At 40.8% G+C, this 18237-nt stretch carries 15 protein-coding genes; 4 read left to right on the top strand and 11 right to left on the bottom strand.

The window, feature by feature from the left end; genetic code table 11:
* The first annotated feature begins 143 nt into the window (after window positions 1–143).
* Window positions 144–359: a DUF1902 domain-containing protein gene (locus ACYVRA_RS11700; RefSeq protein WP_461252887.1), complete on the top strand. Its 216-nt coding sequence runs from the start codon at window positions 144–146 to the stop codon at window positions 357–359.
* 261 nt (window positions 360–620) lie between these two features.
* On the opposite strand, the gene ACYVRA_RS11695 is transcribed toward ACYVRA_RS11700, so the two are convergent.
* Genes ACYVRA_RS11695 through ACYVRA_RS11685 form a run of 3 tightly spaced genes read right to left on the bottom strand, consistent with a single transcriptional unit; the run spans window position 621 to window position 1356 of the window.
* Window positions 621–836, bottom strand: coding sequence for a hypothetical protein (locus ACYVRA_RS11695; protein WP_461252980.1), 216 nt, complete (start codon window positions 834–836; stop codon window positions 621–623).
* Window positions 755–1204 (bottom strand): hypothetical protein, encoded by a 450-nt coding sequence (locus tag ACYVRA_RS11690; protein ID WP_461252886.1) that lies wholly within the window; start codon window positions 1202–1204, stop codon window positions 755–757. The genes ACYVRA_RS11695 and ACYVRA_RS11690 overlap by 82 nt, the downstream gene beginning before the upstream one ends.
* On the bottom strand, window positions 1201–1356 hold the full coding sequence (locus ACYVRA_RS11685; RefSeq protein ID WP_461252885.1) for a hypothetical protein: 156 nt from the start codon (window positions 1354–1356) through the stop codon (window positions 1201–1203). Before ACYVRA_RS11685 ends, ACYVRA_RS11690 begins: the two co-directional genes overlap by 4 nt.
* A 230-nt stretch (window positions 1357–1586) precedes the next feature.
* Between ACYVRA_RS11685 and ACYVRA_RS11680 the strand changes: the two genes are divergently transcribed.
* A complete protein-coding gene (locus ACYVRA_RS11680) occupies window positions 1587–2816 on the top strand; it encodes a hypothetical protein (RefSeq protein WP_461252884.1) in 1230 nt (409 codons plus the stop codon).
* Between the two features lie 270 nt (window positions 2817–3086).
* Here ACYVRA_RS11680 and ACYVRA_RS11675 read toward each other — a convergent pair whose 3' ends face one another.
* The 5 genes from ACYVRA_RS11675 to ACYVRA_RS11655 all read right to left on the bottom strand — a co-directional run bounded on the left by ACYVRA_RS11675 (window position 3087) and on the right by ACYVRA_RS11655 (window position 7690).
* The gene (locus ACYVRA_RS11675; protein ID WP_461252883.1) at window positions 3087–4292 is read right to left on the bottom strand and encodes an aspartate aminotransferase family protein; all 1206 of its coding nucleotides are present in this window, start codon (window positions 4290–4292) and stop codon (window positions 3087–3089) included.
* 68 nt (window positions 4293–4360) lie between these two features.
* Complete coding sequence (locus tag ACYVRA_RS11670) at window positions 4361–5215, bottom strand: tetratricopeptide repeat protein (RefSeq protein WP_461252882.1); 855 nt, start codon at window positions 5213–5215, stop codon at window positions 4361–4363.
* 17 nt (window positions 5216–5232) lie between these two features.
* Entirely contained in the window at window positions 5233–6183 is a 951-nt protein-coding gene (locus tag ACYVRA_RS11665) for an MlaD family protein (RefSeq protein ID WP_461252881.1), read from the bottom strand.
* Window positions 6180–6917, bottom strand: a complete 738-nt coding sequence (locus tag ACYVRA_RS11660) for an ATP-binding cassette domain-containing protein (RefSeq protein ID WP_461252880.1) — start codon at window positions 6915–6917, stop codon at window positions 6180–6182. Before ACYVRA_RS11660 ends, ACYVRA_RS11665 begins: the two co-directional genes overlap by 4 nt.
* On the bottom strand, window positions 6917–7690 hold the full coding sequence (locus ACYVRA_RS11655) for an ABC transporter permease (protein ID WP_461252879.1): 774 nt from the start codon (window positions 7688–7690) through the stop codon (window positions 6917–6919). The genes ACYVRA_RS11660 and ACYVRA_RS11655 overlap by 1 nt, the downstream gene beginning before the upstream one ends.
* 149 nt (window positions 7691–7839) lie before the next feature.
* Between ACYVRA_RS11655 and ACYVRA_RS11650 the strand changes: the two genes are divergently transcribed.
* Window positions 7840–8475: an AMMECR1 domain-containing protein gene (locus ACYVRA_RS11650; protein ID WP_461252878.1), complete on the top strand. Its 636-nt coding sequence runs from the start codon at window positions 7840–7842 to the stop codon at window positions 8473–8475.
* Window positions 8476–8600: 125 nt separating this feature from the next.
* Here the strand turns inward: ACYVRA_RS11650 and ACYVRA_RS11645 are convergent, their stop codons facing one another.
* From ACYVRA_RS11645 to ACYVRA_RS11635, 3 genes are read right to left on the bottom strand one after another with little or no spacing between them, the layout of a single operon-like run.
* The gene (locus ACYVRA_RS11645) at window positions 8601–9212 is read right to left on the bottom strand and encodes a hypothetical protein (protein ID WP_461252877.1); all 612 of its coding nucleotides are present in this window, start codon (window positions 9210–9212) and stop codon (window positions 8601–8603) included.
* Window positions 9213–9251: 39 nt separating this feature from the next.
* Window positions 9252–11030, bottom strand: coding sequence for an HD domain-containing protein (locus tag ACYVRA_RS11640; RefSeq protein WP_461252876.1), 1779 nt, complete (start codon window positions 11028–11030; stop codon window positions 9252–9254).
* A complete protein-coding gene (locus ACYVRA_RS11635; RefSeq protein WP_461252875.1) occupies window positions 11005–11403 on the bottom strand; it encodes a hypothetical protein in 399 nt (132 codons plus the stop codon). The genes ACYVRA_RS11640 and ACYVRA_RS11635 overlap by 26 nt, the downstream gene beginning before the upstream one ends.
* Window positions 11404–11860: 457 nt before the next feature.
* Here ACYVRA_RS11635 and ACYVRA_RS11630 point away from each other — a divergent pair, with 457 nt between their 5' ends.
* Window positions 11861–18136 carry a hypothetical protein gene (locus ACYVRA_RS11630; RefSeq protein WP_461252874.1) on the top strand — a complete coding sequence of 2092 codons (6276 nt, stop codon included), beginning with the start codon at window positions 11861–11863 and terminating at the stop codon, window positions 18134–18136.
* The last annotated feature ends 101 nt before the right edge of the window (window positions 18137–18237 follow it).

Genomic DNA, 18237 nt, shown 5'->3' with positions numbered 1-18237 from the left:
AAAATACCTGATGTTTTCGTATATGTCAAGTGAATTTATAATAAATTTACCGCATTATTGTTTTTGCGCTCCCCCCGCTTCTTGCCGCCTTTGGCGCAGGTTCCCAACTTGCCGCCTTTGCTAATATAAGATATAATATAAATATGAACGAATACACCGTTTCATTGGATTGGGATGATGAAGCCGCCAAATGGTATGCCCTCAATGACGATATACCTATCGCCCTCGAATCCGATTCACTTGATACGCTTATTAAACGAGTCAAAACGGCGACTCCTGAACTTCTGGAATTAAACGGAAAACCGCACTCAAATATCCATCTGCTTTTCAGAATGGAAGCTCAAGCGGTTGTAGCTTAATGGGGCTGAATACGAGAAAAAAGTCCGGCAGATTCTTCTTAAATATAATTGTCATTTTGTGCGTCACGGCAAAGGGGACCATGATATATGGTATAGCCCCATCACTGAAAAAAATTTTCCGGTAGATGGGGAAATACGCATCCGTCATGTCGCCAATGGCATAATGAAACAAGCGGGAATTAGGCATCATTTTTAATCCTCTACCGCGCCTTATAACTACACTTCTTGCTGTTGTAGGCGTTAATTATTAGTTATTAGTGGTTAGTATATAGTATTGCTGTCCGCGGGCTGTTGTCCTACCCCGACAAGACCTCGGCTGCCGGAACGCTTCCACGCGAAGGGATTGTCGCGGCAGGCGTCCAATACTACCACATTGAACTTGTTTCCCGCGTCGTTCAGTTCGTCAAGCATTTCCTGCACGGAAACCGCCCGGTTGCGTAGGAAGTTTTCACTGGGAATATTCGCGTCCACGGGGATAAGGTAGTTCTCGCCGTTGGACTGTATCCCATGACCGGCGTAAAATAAAAAGCTAGTTTCGCTATTTTCATTGCGGGAATAGTTTTAAAAGGGTAATTTAAATTGTGGATTTCTCTTTCTGATACTGATAATTTTATCGCGTCCGTAATCAGAGACATATAGGCGGTAATAGCATCGGTAGTCCGTTCTCTTAATAACCATGTTAACGCAATATGATCATTTTGAGAACGGAGAGCGTCATTAAATAAATAATCATTGTATTCGGCTATTAAACAGGAAAAACTATCCAACAAAGAGACAGAAGATAATTGTTCAAAATAAAATAGAGTATTACCGTTCCTATGGTTTACGGTGATGGGAGTATTCATTTTTTAAGCAACTTTATCAGGTCTTCTTCTTCTTCCTTATGGCGTTTCAGGGCTGCCGCTGTCGGTTTCCGGCGGATTTCCCGTATAACTTGATAAACTATCTTTTTGTCTTTAATTTCTGTTGGTTGTACAGGTTTTACTCTGGCTCCCATTTTTTACCTCTTTTTAAGTATATCAGGAATTGAAAAAAATTCAATAGATGTCAAGCCATTCTGGCTTTTTTCTTAAAATTATCAAAAAATTGAAATGTTCGTGCTGGTTCGTGTGGTTCGTGGTAAAAATAATAAAAAATTTTTTCAAAAACGGTCAAGCAAAATGGCACTTTCACGCCATATATAGGTGTCGCGTATGCGACATTAAAATCTATTTTAAGGAGATGCAAATGAAAAATGTTTTTAGCTTGGTAATGATTTTATCATTACTGTGGGCAATCTGCGGATGCTCAAATGACCTTCCCATTCTGCAGGAGCCAGAGTTTGAAGTCCCGGAAATACCGGGCGCCAATCAGAAGAAACCGGGTGAAAATAAGCCTGATTTCTCTTACGAAGAAGAATCAGATGATGCTGATTCAGAGGATACCGATCAGGAGGATATCGAGCAGGAGGAGGCTGATAGTGACGATATTGATTATTCTGACGGGCAGGAACCAAATGATTATGATCCGGCAGATAACGATCAGGATAAGACGGATAATAATGAATCTGATTTTACGGAAACCGAACCCGCGGAATATATAGACTTCTATTTGTTTTCCAAAAAAGAAATACGCTTTAATTTTACGGCGGCGGTTAAAAATGTTTCCTGTACAATTACTCCGCATCAGGAAATTGAGCGCGTTCAGGACGGAAAAACCGTAAAAGTTTTTCTAAAAGAAAACCTTGAATTGCAGACGGATTTTTTAATTGAACTTAATGTAATAGATAACCATGAAAATTCGTTGTCTGTCGAAGAACGCCTGTTTGTCAATGACTGGGTTCCAAAAATAGAGATAAATGAATTACGCACGGAATATTCAAGTTCGGCGAAACGGGCGGAATATATTGAATTTAAAGTTAAATCAGCGGGGGATTTGAACGGATTAAAACTTTACATTATGTATGACGCTAAAAAACCATATACTTACGACTTCCCGTCTGTTGACGTAAAGTTAGGTGAATATGTTACGCTTCATTTGCGTACTTTGGAAAGTACATGCGTTAATGAATTAGGAGAGAACTTGTCTGAATCCGCAGGGACCGACTCCTGCCCTACTGCGCGTGATCTTTGGGTTTCCGGCTCTGAAAAATTGCTGCACAAAACCGATATTGTGTATTTAGAGGACGCAAACGGCAGAATTCTGGACACAATTATTATGAATGATGAGCCCGCTGAAACATGGAAAAAAAATCAAACGCATTTCACGGGAATTATAGAAGATTTGTTTAATAAAGAAGCGTGGAAATCCGCAGACGGCCATCTGCCCGGACCTTTTGATGCCGTTAATACTTCGACAATAAAAACATCTGCGACCAAAAGCGTCAGCAGACACGAAAACAAAGAAAATACCCACACCGCGAATGATTGGTATGTAACTGATTTGAATAAAGCGTCGCCGGGATTGCCGAATAAGTAAGGGGAGTGAGCAGTGAGCAATGAGCAGTGAGCAGTGGGGTTTTTGTCCGAAGTCTATGCGTGAACTTCACGACAAGATAACGGACAAAAACCCCCTCTTCTCTCGCGCACTGTCGGCGACCTAAAGGCCGCCTTGCTTTAATTAGAGACAGCGGCGTTTATTGGTGCTACGCTGTGCGGCATTATTGATCTACACGGCTACGCCGTGCGTTTATTTAGCGTCTTTGTGATCTTCTCTTCCTTTGCGCCCTTTGTGTGAGGTTTTGGCGAATCAACTAGCCGCGAGTAATTCGTTCATTATTTCAATGCCTTGCTCTAGTTCGCTATCTGTTATCGTGTACGGGGGCAGTAGGCGTAAAGTGTTTGTTCCGGCGGACAGCAGTAATAGGCCATTTTGCTGTTTAGCGAAATCGGCTCTTGCGATTCCCGCTTTAAGGAATATCCATGAACTGCTTTCAATATCAAGCCCTATCATCAGTCCCCTGCCCCGCACTTCTTTAATCTTTGGGTTTTGCTTAAGCGCGTTCATCAGTATTTCACCCTTCCTGGTTATTTCAGCAAGGAAACCGGGATCGTTTACCGTCTTTAATACTACAATCCCAGCCGCCGCGGCGATAGGATTGCCGCCAAACGTGCTGCCGTGATCGCCTTCTTCAAAAACGGCATAAGTATTTTCTCCGGCTAAAACAGCGCCAGCGGGAATTCCGCCGGCTAGGCCTTTCGCGAGCGTTACAATATCGGCTTTAATGGGATTGCCGTTTTTGTCCTTGTACTGTTCAAGCGCGAGGAAGGTTCCCGTCCTTCCAAGTCCGCACTGGATTTCGTCAAACATCAGCAGTATGTCCCTCTGGGCGCATAAATCCGCGGCGGCGGCGATAAAATCCTGCGACTGCGGCACTATGCCGTTCTCGCCTTGTACCGCTTCAATTAAAAGGCCGGCGACTGTGTTTTTATCCAGTGTTTTTTCAAGCACGTCAATATCGCCGCACGGTATATGGATAAAACCTTCCGTAAAGGGGCCAAAGTCCTTGTGAAATTTTTCCTGCCCGGTCGCGGATAAAGTCGTAATAGTCCTTCCGTGAAAACTCCCCTTTAAAGTGACAATGGTATGCCTTCCCGGCCCGTATTTTACAAGCGAGTATTTTCTCGCGAGCTTGCACGCTCCCTCGTTAGCTTCCGCTCCTGAATTGCAAAGAAAAACTTTTTTCATTCCCGCGGGAGCGGTGGCTTGCACAAGTTTCTCGGCAAAATCCACGCTTATATCGCTTTGAAAATAATTGCACACATGAAAATATTTTGCCGCCTGTTCCGTAACCGCCCGCACGAGCGGCGGATAATTATGGCCTAGAATGTTTACGGCTATCCCGGAACTGAAATCCAGATATTTTTTCCCGTCTATATCAAAAAGCCATGAACCTTCGCCCCTTGCGAAAGTCACTGGCAGCCTGTGATATGTATTCATAAAAACGCTATTCATTTATTTCTCCAACATTATGTCAAGATTAATTTTATGGAACATTTAAAAACTTCAGTTTTTAGATGTTTTCAAAAACCTGTCATTCGATTGTCAATTTCCGTAACTTCGTCTTTTTTATCCAAAGCTTCAAAAATCGCCCTTGATCTTTTGTACGCTTCCAACGCGTCGTCATTTCTCCCCATTTTACGGTAAATATCGCCCATCGCCCTCCAATCGGCGGCAAGACCGAAAGAATTTTCAATACGGCGGTCAATTGTTACCGCCTTTTCCAAAGCCTGTAACGCTCCCTGCGCGTTTCCCGCCAGAGAACGTATCGACGCGATAGTATACCAGTCATAGGAAGCATTTTCAAGGGCCTTTTCTTTTTCATGAATATCCAAACTTTTCTTTATTGACTCTTCCGCATCGGCGTATGAGCCTTTTACCCTCTGAGCAAGACCTTTTGTCTGCCATGAATAGGCGATAAAGAGATTATTTTTAATATTAACAATTTCCCTGTTCACTTCATCTATTACGGATTGGGCTGCCGCCTTTTCAGAAAGAAGATTTCCCCTCGCCTTAAAAATTTTTGCTACGGATAATAGTTCTTTATTTCCCGATTTTTGAGCTTCTTCAACAGCCTGATCCCACTGCGCGTAGGCTTCATTTGTTTTCCCTAAAGACAATAAAACGTTTCCATAAGACAGGCAAACCCTGATTATAAGCGAAGGATCATCGGCAAGAATCGCCATGCGTTTATATTCAATTAAGAAATTTTCCGCGTTGGCATAATTACCCTTTCCCACTTCCCTATTGGCCGATTCCAGCCCTATCTCAGCTGTTTTTCGTAAATTATAGATATCCCCGGAATTTTTTGGAGCCGTTGAACATGATAACAAACTAAAAACTATTGATAAAATAAAAATGCCGATTACTTTATTCATTCTAATTTCCCCCGCGGTTAAAACTTTTGATCTCTTGGACTAGCGCCAGTTGGGCCGGTTTCTTTATTTTCAGGTATGCCGCCTTTTAAAAGAGGATTATTGGCCACCGATGTTAATACGTCCTCAACTTGTTTAAGCAGAATATTAAGTTCATTTATCGCCGTGGCAATCTGAGGAAGCTGGGTTGGGATAAATTTACTTGTTTTGTTAAGGTTATCAATTATGCCCGCAAGCGAATTGATAGCTTCATATAAAGGCCCTTTCGAGTCAAGAATATTGGAAACCGCGCCTGTCGGGCTGGAAAGATTATCTGTAAACCCTTCAAAATTGTTTAATATCGGTTTCAACTGCCCGGAAAGATTATCAGCTAACGCTTGAAGGCTTGCGGTAACTCCTTCTATGTTACTGACAATCTGTACAAGGGCGGGCTCTCCATTAGAACCAGCGAGCGCGGCGTTTACAGTCTCAAGTATCGAATTAACCTGATTTACAATATTGCCTATGCTGTCGTTTGATTTTGGAATATCGGCCAATCCTTCCGCTATATACTTTTTTGCCTCCGGCGAGTTTACATTTGGAATAACGCTACCTTCCGGAAGCTGATCTTTGCCTTTACCGGGATAAAAATTAAATGAACTTCCAAGGCCTATCGGGCTTTCCATTCTTTCTACTAAAGAGCCTTCGGTAACCCTGTTTGTATATTCTTCAAAAATAGAAAATACTATTTCCACGCGGTCATCGGAGGAAAGTGAAAGTTTTTTAACATGCCCGATGGTGAAACCTTTATACTGAACCACCATATTGGGGCTTATTCCAGAAGCGGACGCGAAATAAGCCTTATATTGGCTGTCATGTTCAAACCAGCGCTGATTTTTGCCCAACATAAAAATTACAAAAATCAAAATCGCAAGCCCGAGTAAGACAAGAGTACCTACAATTTGATCCGCAAACCTTATTGAAAATTTCATGACACTACCCCCATCTGTACAAAATCGTTAAGTGATAAATCGCCTATTATTTGATCTTTCGGCGTATTCATCGCTACTTTACCGTCAGCAATTACTATTACAAAATCGGCTAAATCTTTAATTACCCTCATATCATGGCTTACAAATAAAATCGTAGCTCCAGCGCTTTGTTTTTTTCTTACAAGATTGACAAGCCTGTTGGCGGAATTTTCATCCATTGATTCAGTCCATTCATCCAAAAAAAGGAGTGACGGATCGCATAACATCGCCCGCGCATAGGCAATTAATTTTTGCTCGCCCATAGAAAGTGTTGAAGGCCGGACGGTCATGTTTTTTTTGTAACCAACTTCCGTTGTAACTTCATTAATGCGATCCTTACGCTCTTGTTTTGTCATCTTTGGATAATGAATCTTTAGCGGAAGCTCCATTATCTGAAACAAATCCATATTTGCCCAAAGCGCCGAATCTTGAAAAACAAAAGCCCCTTCACGGCGGAATTCAAGGTTATCGCTTCGGTTCATCAGCGCGATATTTTGCCCGTTATAAAAAACCGCCCCGTGGCTTGGCTGAAGAAGCCCGGCGGAAATTTTTAACACGGTGCTTTTACCGCCGCCTGAAGGCCCTATAATAGCGGTAGTCTTTCCGGGTTTATATTTAATGGAAACTCCCTGTATTATTTTCCTGCCTTCATGGTCAGAAAAATGTATATCGTTTAATTCAATAATATTTTCCATTACCCTAACGCAACATAATATAAAGCTGAAATAATAACGTCTACCACTATACAGAGCGCAAAAGCGCCGCCGACAGCGCGTAAACCCGCGACTGGAACTTCGGTACTTGCCCTTTCAACTGAAAAACCTTCAATTACGGCATAAACAGAGATGATCGTACCAAACACAACACTCTTAATTATCGAAACAATCACATCATAAATGCTCAAATGCTGCAATAAACTTGTAAAATAATAATCCATCGGAGTTGAACTGAATATCTGCGTGACAATATAGGAACCGGCAAGCCCGAAAACTGAAAAATAAATATTCATCAGCACAAGCGAAATAGTAACGCCTAAAAACCGGGGAACGGCAAGTTGTTCAATAGGGTCTATCCCGACGGAAATGTAGGCTTCAACCTCATGCGAGATAACCATTCCCGCTATTTCCGTGGCAATAGCGGTTGCCGAACGGGCGATAACGACAAAAGCGATTAAAAGAGGGCCCAATTCCCTTGTAATAATTATGATTAACAGCGTATAAATAAGCTGCTGCTGGTTTATCATCGCTAGAAAAGGCACTCCAATTATATTGACAGCCGCGCCGATTGCCAGCGCCAGCAGGGTCGTAATCCCCAAAGCGTATACGAATGTAAAGAGAATCTGCATGATAAGAACCTTAAACGAAGCCTGCGAATGGCGGATAAAGTAACCGACTCCTTTAAGAGTTTTCGCAAAAAAACCTAATCTATAAAAAAATTTTTTTATAAACGCAATAATGTTCCACCACATATTTCAATTATAAACAATATTGATAAATAATGAAAGTAATCTCTCACAGAAGAATGAAAAAGGAGGATTTTTATGCTGTTTCTTGGAAAAAAATCAAAGTTTTAGAGTTTCCCAAGTGAAATTTTCCATATATTGATGTATACTGCCCTATGCGCGTCTGCGGATTATTTCTTATTTGGGCATTAGCCTTGCTCATTTCCTGCAATCCGTCCGGAAAAGAATTACAAATAAACGCAAAACTCCGGGAAACTTATGACACGGACAGGCTAAAAGAGATTCTCCAGTCCGCAAGAGAGAGTATTTTCAAGGTTTGGAATGACGGACAGACGCCTGTTTTGCCTCCGCTTGGCATAAACGAAGGCTTGGCAGTCCGGCTTATTGTTCAGGGAAAAGACCGAGGCTGTCTGGCGTGGTACAAAAATTCAGGCGATATGAATCTCTTTGCCGCATTCTGCGCCGCACAGGCTCTAAGAGACTCACGTTATGAGCCGCTTCGCCCCGAAGAAGCGGCTGATACATTAGTGGAACTGCTTATTTTTGGCGAATGGGAAGATATGTCCACGCCCGAAGATTTTATTCCCGGCAGCCACAACCTTTGGCTTGCGGACGGTTATGAAAACACGATCCTTCAAGCGTCGATTGCCGTGCAAAGACACTATACAAAAAAAGATTTTCTGGAAAAAATCTGCGTTAAAGCCGGTTTGGATAAAGACGCTTGGATTGATAATAAGAATCTTGTTTGGCGTAGAAGCGCGGCAATTTGGATCATAGAACCGCTACAATAATTCGCCAATTACTCGCCAAGACCTCTCACAAAGAACACTAAGGAAGAGAAGATCACAAAGAAGAGTCAGGGGTTTTTGTCCGTTATCTTATCGTGAAATTCACGCATAGACTCGGACAATTTACTTTAAATATTAGCGCCATCCCTTAAAATAAAGTCATAAATTATTTGAGACCAAGTTTCCAATTTTTCATAATAAGAGGGAATATCCGATATTTGAATCCATTTTCCGTCCATCATATCAATCTCATTTACCGCGCATTTTGGCGATTTTAATGAAACTTGATAAACAACGCCGATATGAACCCGTCCCACTTCATTAGTATCATCGCTTATCAAACATTTAGCTGATATTTCCAAAATATCGTAGTTGTCAACAATAACCTCTTCATTTAATTCACGAAGCATTCCGTTTTGAATTATATTTTCAATTCCCTCAATATCAAATTCATTAATATGACCGCCTACAGCTAACGAATATTTATTGTGCAGCCTTGACTCAAATTGAGTTGATTTTCTATTAGTTAGGAATATGTTTTTATCATGAGAAATGTAAATATACGGAATCACCTGCTTGAAGTTAAAATCATTCTCCGCATTGCTTCTGGGAATAAAACAGCCTTCTTTCTGAACAGCGTTAAGAAAGTCTTGTATGTTTTTCGACACATTAACGCAATTTGGGCGAACAAAGTCTTTTAAATAGTTCATAGCTATAACTAATACTTTTTCCTGTTTCACATCACTCCTTTTTACTCTATCTAGGCGGTAGCGTTTTTGCTATATCTTTGATAATTTTTCATATTTCTTTTTCAAATTTTCCTCAATAAAAGAAATAAATTTTTCTTGTATTTTTCTTTTTTCGTCATTGTTCTTTATTTTTTGCGTATAAAAATATATTACATTCGTTTCTTCGGGCTGTGGAGCGGTTTCAGAGTTTTGTGTTGGTATAAGCGTTGATGTTATATTAGAGAAATAATCTATTCTTTGCGTAATGGGAAACCATATTCGTATATTTTTAGTTTTATCTCTCGCAAAATTACTTTTAAATTTATCGGGCATTAGAATCATGAAGCCTATATTAAAATCCAATTTGTTATCATTGGCAAATTTCTTAAAGCATTTACAGTATGTTATAAAGTCAGTAATTCCTTTCTTATTTATTTTTTTTCGTTTTTCATCAACATTATCATATATTTTTTCATCAAGATATAATTCGTAATCGCCCCGATTTTTATAATTATTTAGTATTTCTGTCGCAGCAGTTAGCGCGTTCTCATTAATAACAGGCGGAATATGCGACAGACTTCCGCTAAAAACTTCGTTTATGGATTTACATATTTCTATTATGGACTTTATTGCGTCTTTCGATAATTTTGCGCTATACAAATGAGTAAATTCAACTTCTGATTTCCATAACGCGTTACGTCTTTTAGCGCGGTCAAATAATTCCTTAAGAAATTTATCTTCATATAATACATTTTTTATATAAAATAAAACATCTGTATCAGATAATAATGTTATTTTTAATTTATTATTTAAATGCAGCTCGGCATTTACTACAACTCCTTCTTCCATTAACGCTTCACGGCAGAAGATGCTTATATTATTATAAGTTAAAGTAATTATTCTTTTAATTGCATACTTAATAATCTCGGCCTCGTAACAAATAACCGGATGATTTTGTATCCATTTTCTTTCTGAATCGTGGGCAAAGATAACGCTTTCAATAATACTTACCGCATTTTTATGGAATGCGGGAATATATTCATCTTTTTTATTATCATATACCACCATAAGACCGTTAAGTAAACGCTTATAATCAATAGAAACATTTTGATAACCGCTTACAAAAGAATCACGAATTAAATAATCAAGACGGTCCACGTCTATTGGTTCGGATTTTAAGATGGAGATTAAACAATTTTTAAGCTGAAGTTGATGTTTTAATTTTTTATCATATAGAGAGACATTATATTTGTATCCTGTAATACATCTTGCGAAAAATTCTTTATCTTTGTTTTCAAAGAAAGACTTAAAAACCCGCAACGCCACGATAGCGCTCATTTTTTCATGCGGAGCGGCTATCTCATGCGGATTAACCATTTTATATTTATCTTCTGCAACGCCAGCCGCTTCCCAAAATTGATTTTCAAGGGATTCTTTTCCATATGGCTTTTCATAAAATTCTTCTCCAATATGTGAAAAGGGGGCGTGACCTACATCATGCAGTAAACAGGCGGCCATAAACAGTTCTTCATGTTCATCTACGGAGAAATTATCAATTTTACGCTTATATATCACCTCATTTATCGAATTTTGCATATTTTTAAAAGCTATACAGCCCAAATGATAAACACCCAGCGAATGTATAAAACGATTATGTAATGTAGCCGCATAAAGCGAGGAATAACTTGTTTGAACAATATCTCTTAATCTCTGAAAAACAGGCGTATCAATGAAGGTATCAACAAAATTAACGGGGAGGCTTATATAGCCATAGAGCGGGTCTTTAAATATTTTTTCATTTCTGCTATTTATGGATTTTGGATTGGACATTTTCCGCCTGAAATAACGGTTCAGTCGATTTTGAACTAGAAACAACCGCCAAAAATTTAAGCGGCAGATACGCGTTAAATCCCATCAATATTTTATCAACAGATTCATTATTGATTTTTAGGAGAAAATAATACCTTTTATTTCTTTCTTCAAGTTTAAATAAATTTGAATATTCGTTTAAAAATTCTGAAACGTCATTACCTGAGCAAGGAATTGCCGCGATCTCATTCTTTTCTTCAGCCAAAAGATCAATTATTTTACGCCTATAAGCGTCCATTTTATCAAACAAAAGTTCATTTTCTTCACTTCTTTTTTTTCTCAACTCAATAAAAGCGTTCGCAACGACACTTTTAAGCGGAATAATCATGCACATCTTCTCTCCTCCATCATTATTGTACACAAAAAACACCATTTTTTATGGTTTGGTGAGTATTCTAACTGATAATATTACCCATCTAACTTTATTTTCGTCTCAATTTCAAGCATTATTAAAACATACTCCGTATATTTTTAAATTTTTTCTGGCTATTTTTATAAAAACTCATTTATTTAATTTTTATTAAAACGTTCTAAATTGTCAAGTGGATAGCACACCTTTTTAAAAAAAATTAAAATAAGCTAAAATTCAAAATAAGTAAATAACGCCGAATTTTAACCAAATATTAACAAAAAGGGGCATAATTTTATTAAAAAATATTGACATTTTATAGAATATACTATAAAATTTACTCAAAATGTAAAAAATATTAATTTCTGTCCAAAACGGCGGAAATTTTAAAAAAACAATAAAAAACGCCGGGGTTTTAGGTGTTTATTTAAGGAGGACTTTTATGAAGTCAATTATTAAAGTATCTTTATTACTCTTAATGTCGGTTTTAATTTTTACAACTTGCGATAACTCAATTGGCTTGGGCACAAAGGTAAACACCGAAAAGCCTGTCATCAAAACGGCGGGAGACGAAAACAAACCCGGCGATTTTATCGCGGGAAACGGCAACAGAATATGGCTGGATGTCGAACAGGAATTCGGCATCGCAAAAGTTTACATGGAAGTCGAATATATTGACAGCGCGACACAAGAAAAAACCCGTAAAATTATTGACGCTTTTTTTGACGACGCGAACCAAAAATGGTATGTTGATCTTGACACTATCGGCATGGAAGACGGCACCATCACGGCGTGGGTCACCGCCATCGACGTTGACGGCAATAAAGCCACTACTACCGATATGGTCTACTTCATAAAAAATCTTCCGCCTCAGATTAAGTTGAATATGCCGGCTGTAACTGACAATAACTGGGACGATGACGCTTTCCTTGACAACCTGATAAACACTGACCCGCTTTACATGGGTTTTGAACTTTTAGGTTTGGCCACCGATAATTACGGAATCGCAGAAGGCTATCCTAAGATATTGATTTGGCCGGCCGACCCCGCCGAATTTAATGAAATTGACGAAGACGGACTGCCTTTACCGACAAATGAATATTACGGAACATGGCGCTCCCTTGTCGTTCCCAATCCCAAACCCGGTTTAACTGCGACAAAGTTTTCATGGCCGATGTTAAAGCTTCATAAGGATGCCGACGCTCCCGGCGGCTATCGCTTACCGAAAGATGACGAGCTGGTGGATAACCTTAAAATCGGTAAATACCGCATAAGGATAGTGACCAAAGACCTTTTTGGAAATGAAAATTACTATCCCAACAGGACGGATCACGGGGCGACTACGGCTTCAAAAAAATACATAGAGATAAATTACCTTGCCTCGGACATACCTATTATTCAGGTAACGGACAGCCCCCAATACTACAATGGCGCTAAGGACTTGGTTGTTGACTTTTTAGTAAGCAGTCAAAATAAACTGCATCCTACCGAGCCTGTTGCGGCGTATATAATAACCAAAGCCAATGAAGTGGATGAAAATATAATAGGCGGACCGTATACTCCTGTTTTCCAGCCTCCCGACAGGGGCAGCCCTTACAGATACATACTGACAATTCCGGTTGAGGAAGTAAAAAAATGGAAAAATCCGCAGGAAGGGACAATGTCCGTCAGACTCAGGGCAAAAGACGAGCTAGAAAAGCCTGGCCCGTATTTATACCAGAATTTCACTTATGACATTACGCCGCCTGAAGTGGTAATTGACAGGCCGGTAGTTTTAACAAATATACGTGATGGAACGTTAAACGGCGGAATGTACTCCGTTTACTATCCGTCGGAATCTCCAAAGTGGGTAACAGGAACCATATCTGTAGGGGGAACTCCGAATGACAAATCCAACATAAAGGGGATTTATTATCATGTGGGAAAACTCGGCGACGATTCTGATCCCAAAGGCTATTGGGACGCCCATTACGATGACGCTGTCATTTGGCAAGACACCAGGTTGAATACCTCAACGCCGGTAACCCCGTGGAGCGGCACGTCCTACGCGTGGACATATACCGTGAACTACCCTATCGGTTATAAAGGAGACCATTCTGAGATAACCCAGGAATTAAGCGATCTGGCAAATTTTTCAGGTTCAAATTCCGAAACCGATGAAAGAGACCGCTTTTATTTGCCCTTCTATGTAAAAGTAGTAGACAACGCGGAAAATTTTCACATCGTGCATTACAAGCTCTGCGTAGACCCGCTTCTGGACGAACCGCAGGTGAACATAATATACCCGCAAAAAAACAGCACCGTAGGCGGCACCGTCCGCGTAACGGGAACGGCGGAAGACAATTACTGGATGCACACCGTGCTTATGAGGATTCACAAAGACGGAACATCGGGAGACGATTATTGGTACATACCTACCGTCCCCCCGACTGAAAAGTTCTATCCTGACGCGTCATATCCCGCTCCTGAGAGCGGCGGCGTGCGGGACGAAGCCGGCTGGTTCAAGCTTAATTTAGTGGGCGACGGCCTTTCCGTAAACTGGACTGCAACAGTAAACGGGGATGGAAAACTCAATCCTCCCGGAGACGCGGAAACGGTAGACGTAAGGTTTGACGTTGTCGCCATTGACACCGACGAGCCGACTCATATCAGGCCGCATATAATCGGGCCAATAACGACGCAGACTGTCAAGTTCAGTTCAAAAGTGCCAAGGATCGAAGATATTAAGATTACAAAAGGAACTGACATACGCGATTACGTTGAAGGAATCAGCTCATCGGGGAAATTTGTAGTATCAATGACAATCAGCGCCTTGGACGGCATCAATAAAGTTTTGGCAAAGGTGAACAATGACAGTCAGGTGACGTTAATGACCAGTAACACGGCACTGGAAAACGGCGCAGTATGGAACATTACCACGCCCACAATGAATTCTGAGGCTCGTTATGAAGCTACCCTTACGATGACTGTCGATTCAACAGCAATCAATTCCATTGTTTCAGGAATAGGTTACGGGAAAACCGGCGTTATGAATTTGGAAATAACAGTGGAAGACGATACGGCGCAGAATTTTTCCGCGACGAACAATTTCAGGGTAGGCATTGACAACTTCTACCCGAGCGCGGTTATTGAAACTTCCATTATGGCGTTTGATGATATAAATATCGATAAATTCTTCCTTGTCCAGGGAACGGCGCAGGACTGGGGAACCGGTTCAGGCGCTCTACAGGGGCTTGAACGAGTACTGGTGTACTTTGAGAAAGCGACAATAAGTTATACCAGTACGACATTATGGACAGGCAGAACTGTAAGCGGGAACGGCAGCTACCTTACTCCAAGCGGCAGCGCCGCTGCTACAACTGGCAACTCATTCTTTATGGATCATCCAAATGTTATGGATACCTCGTTGAATTACTCGCCTGGTCAAACAACCCCAAATAGCTCAACCTATCGAATACCTAAGCTTGAATATGACAGCGTCGGTAAAAAATGGACATCTCCAACCGCTTTGGTCATTGATAACGCAGAAAATGATCCTAAAGAGGACTATGACCATGACGGAACTTACGGTGAGAAATGGATCGGCCTTACCGATAAAACATGGGAAGCGAGGATGATGATCTCCGATAGAGAAAGCGGAACACAGCAGTTTCCCGACGGCCCGTATATGGTGCATTATATCGTAATGGATACGGCGGGGAACGCCACCCATTACCAGAAAGACATCTATATCGAAAACAACAAACCGCGTATCACAAATATTAACATTGGAACGGATATCGACTTTAGCGGCGGACTTGATTATCCGGCGGAGTTCCTGGATAATAGCGGCGGACATGGATATTCTATTAACAACACTTCGGAAGGCACCGGCAGAATTGAAACTCCTGACGCTGATTTCAGGATTCGCAATAGGCGTTTTGGATTGAGGCTTGGGTTGGACAAGGGCAATGGCCAGAAAAAAGCTACTGTTACCAATGTTACAAGAGGCGCTACAATACCTGCTACCTCTATGGAAAGAGGTAAAGTTTATCAGATTGCCACATCTAGTCAATATACGGACTATACCAAGTACGGTGCTACGAATAACAGTCAAAACACTGTTTTTATTGCCTCTTCCGCCGCCGCTCCTCCTCCCGAAGGAAAAGATGGCGGTACCGTTTATCCGTTCACTGAAATTTCAAAACAAGGTCCGCAAAATGTTGAAGACGCAAACATTTTTACATTTACTAATTTTGACGGAGTTACAGATAGGACAGATGGGATGTTTATCGTAAAAGTATACGATACGGTCATATCAGGAAGCTCAGTACACTCGGAATATGATCAGCTTGGCCACGCGGTATTGCTAACAGTATCTATAAACAATAATGATAATACTGCACCCCTAATTGAAGTAGCCAATTTTGGCCAAAAACATGAAAAGTCATTAACGGGGAATGTTCAAAACTATACCGCAAACGTTTTATCGCCTCTTGCCAACGCTGTTTATTCTGATTATGTTGATACAACATCAACCGGCGTAAAAAATGGTTATGTTCAGTACCAAGCTCATTCATCGCCTAATACTACGGCGAATATAAGCGGCAAAGTTATTTTTAACGGTAAAGTTAATGACAACCACCAAATCAATAAAATAACCGTTCAAATTCCCGGTTATAACGGTGATAGCGAGATAATAATTGCTTCAAGAAATCCGGAAAACAGTTTGCTTCGACCGGATCCGACAAATACTATACTCGGAGAGAGGGAATTCAGGCTTGTATATTCTCAAGATGACGCCCCGCAGTTCTCTCTTCCTTACGGTCATACGCTAGTATGGCAGTTTATGTGGGACAGTTCAAAGATCAGTACCGTCGCTCAAAACAATGTTAATATTACCTTTAAGGTTTACGACGGTAACGACACGCCTTTAACCGCAACCTCGGTAAAAAATGTAAACATTGTCCCATACATATCGGAAATAATAACCCCGTTAACCGGAGCCTATAATACAGCACCGTCCGCCTTTAACCGTTCAGCGTTAGGCGGCTATCCGGTGCGTGAAGGCGATACAATCACAATTAATGGATTTAACTTTGGAACTGACGACACTAATACCGCCACTAACAACGTAACAATAGGAGGAGGAACCAACTATGTTACTGTTACCAGCAGAGATAACACTTCCATAAAAGGTACTGTTTCTGCCTCTCTTTCATCAGGCAATCTTGAAGTTAAGACAAATAATATTCCTTCCTTCAATAACAGTTTATACAAATACACGTCCGCCGCTTACAATAAGGAGCCTAATAACACAAACAACAACATCCTAGACAACAGCCGTTACATCTATGTGTGGACAACAAATTATATTGATAATAACGCTTCATCCACAATCTTCAATCCCTTTATGAGAATAACCAGTAACAGCACCCTTCTGTTAAGCTACGGTTATTATCCTAGTCCAGGTAATGGAAGATTAAATGTAAACAGAAATGGTACTAATTACCAAGTCGCGCGCGCGCAGGGTAATAGAATGTACAATACAACTGTCGTTGGAAGTAATACTAATAGTTCATGGTATGCAATGGGTACTGATTCAACCACTGGACAACAAGGCGTACCTACCAGCTATCCTTTCTTTCTTGGTCGCAGCCTTGAAAATGGTACTGCTACTGTTACTTCCACCGGTACAACATTTACACCAGCGGCAATTCCTGTTGTAAAAGAGATACAAGCCAACAGTAATCGTTTTAAGATACCGCGTGTCGCCGTTCTATCTACTAGTACAACAGGTAATAATAGATCAGACGGTAATGCTGACAGGGTATTAATAGGTTATTACGATGGAGATAAAAAAACCGTCAATATAATTTACGGTAATGTTGGCGGTGGTGCTAATTCCAGTAATATTGAAAATACGGCAACTGCTGGTTCTGATGCGGCAACCACTTCTAGTGTGGCTGTAGTAGTTGCAACTGGTTCAACCGGGAAAAAAGCCGGTATGTATACGGCAGTTGGCTTCTTGAGCGACGGAAGACCTCTTATCGCATGGTATGATGATGAGAATACATTATACTTATCCTATGGTAGCGGTACGCCGTCTACTAATGGTTACAACGACAGTAACAATACGTCAAGAGTTGTAACTACACAAACACAATGGCAAGACAATGCCTTTGTAGTTGATACAGGTAAGGGCGCTCACGTAGACATGGCGGTTGATTCAAGCAATAATGTTCACCTTGCTTATTATGATTTGAATAACGGCGGCGTGTATTACGCCCTTATTACAAACATCACCAGTTCACCAACAGCACTTACAAACCCCAGAACTGTTACAACAGTAAAGGTAGACACCTTCCTTTCGGCGGGAACAAAACTTATGATCAATGTAAGAGGCACTACTCCGTACATTACATATTTCCACGGTTCATTTACGGAAACCAAAAACTCCATCAGGGTAGCTTGGCAGAAAAGCTCCACATTGTCAGCAGGAACAGACGGCAGTGATATGTTTACAGGCAAATGGGAAGTAATGACCGTCCCTGTCGCCAACGTGCCGGTATCGAACGAATTTATCTGTAACGGAGTTCCCAGCACTGGAACAATATCAGGTACTGGTTTGACGACAACTAACATAACCAATTCAATATTGGTTGGTTATCAAACTAACGTTAACTATGAAGGCGCTATTCTTAAGGACGACATGACGAGCGGGATTCCGGGAAAATAGCGAATAACGGTAACAGCGAGCGGGCAGGCGCGATTGCGTTTGTCCGCTTTTTTTTGAATTAATACCCAAAAATTTTCACACAAAGAACACTAAGGGGGAGA

Source organism: Treponema sp. R8-4-B8, from assembly GCF_054786175.1.
This window is presented reverse-complemented; position numbering and strand designations above follow the sequence as displayed.

Coding starts and splice junctions, on each gene's coding strand:
- ACYVRA_RS11700 (WP_461252887.1), top strand. CDS start 144: ATGAACGAATACACCGTTTCATTGGATTGGGATGATGAAGCCGCCAAA.
- ACYVRA_RS11690 (WP_461252886.1), bottom strand. CDS start 1,204: ATGAATACTCCCATCACCGTAAACCATAGGAACGGTAATACTCTATTT.
- ACYVRA_RS11685 (WP_461252885.1), bottom strand. CDS start 1,356: ATGGGAGCCAGAGTAAAACCTGTACAACCAACAGAAATTAAAGACAAA.
- ACYVRA_RS11680 (WP_461252884.1), top strand. CDS start 1,587: ATGAAAAATGTTTTTAGCTTGGTAATGATTTTATCATTACTGTGGGCA.
- ACYVRA_RS11675 (WP_461252883.1), bottom strand. CDS start 4,292: ATGAATAGCGTTTTTATGAATACATATCACAGGCTGCCAGTGACTTTC.
- ACYVRA_RS11670 (WP_461252882.1), bottom strand. CDS start 5,215: ATGAATAAAGTAATCGGCATTTTTATTTTATCAATAGTTTTTAGTTTG.
- ACYVRA_RS11665 (WP_461252881.1), bottom strand. CDS start 6,183: ATGAAATTTTCAATAAGGTTTGCGGATCAAATTGTAGGTACTCTTGTC.
- ACYVRA_RS11660 (WP_461252880.1), bottom strand. CDS start 6,917: ATGGAAAATATTATTGAATTAAACGATATACATTTTTCTGACCATGAA.
- ACYVRA_RS11655 (WP_461252879.1), bottom strand. CDS start 7,690: ATGTGGTGGAACATTATTGCGTTTATAAAAAAATTTTTTTATAGATTA.
- ACYVRA_RS11650 (WP_461252878.1), top strand. CDS start 7,840: ATGCGCGTCTGCGGATTATTTCTTATTTGGGCATTAGCCTTGCTCATT.
- ACYVRA_RS11640 (WP_461252876.1), bottom strand. CDS start 11,030: ATGTCCAATCCAAAATCCATAAATAGCAGAAATGAAAAAATATTTAAA.
- ACYVRA_RS11635 (WP_461252875.1), bottom strand. CDS start 11,403: ATGTGCATGATTATTCCGCTTAAAAGTGTCGTTGCGAACGCTTTTATT.
- ACYVRA_RS11630 (WP_461252874.1), top strand. CDS start 11,861: ATGAAGTCAATTATTAAAGTATCTTTATTACTCTTAATGTCGGTTTTA.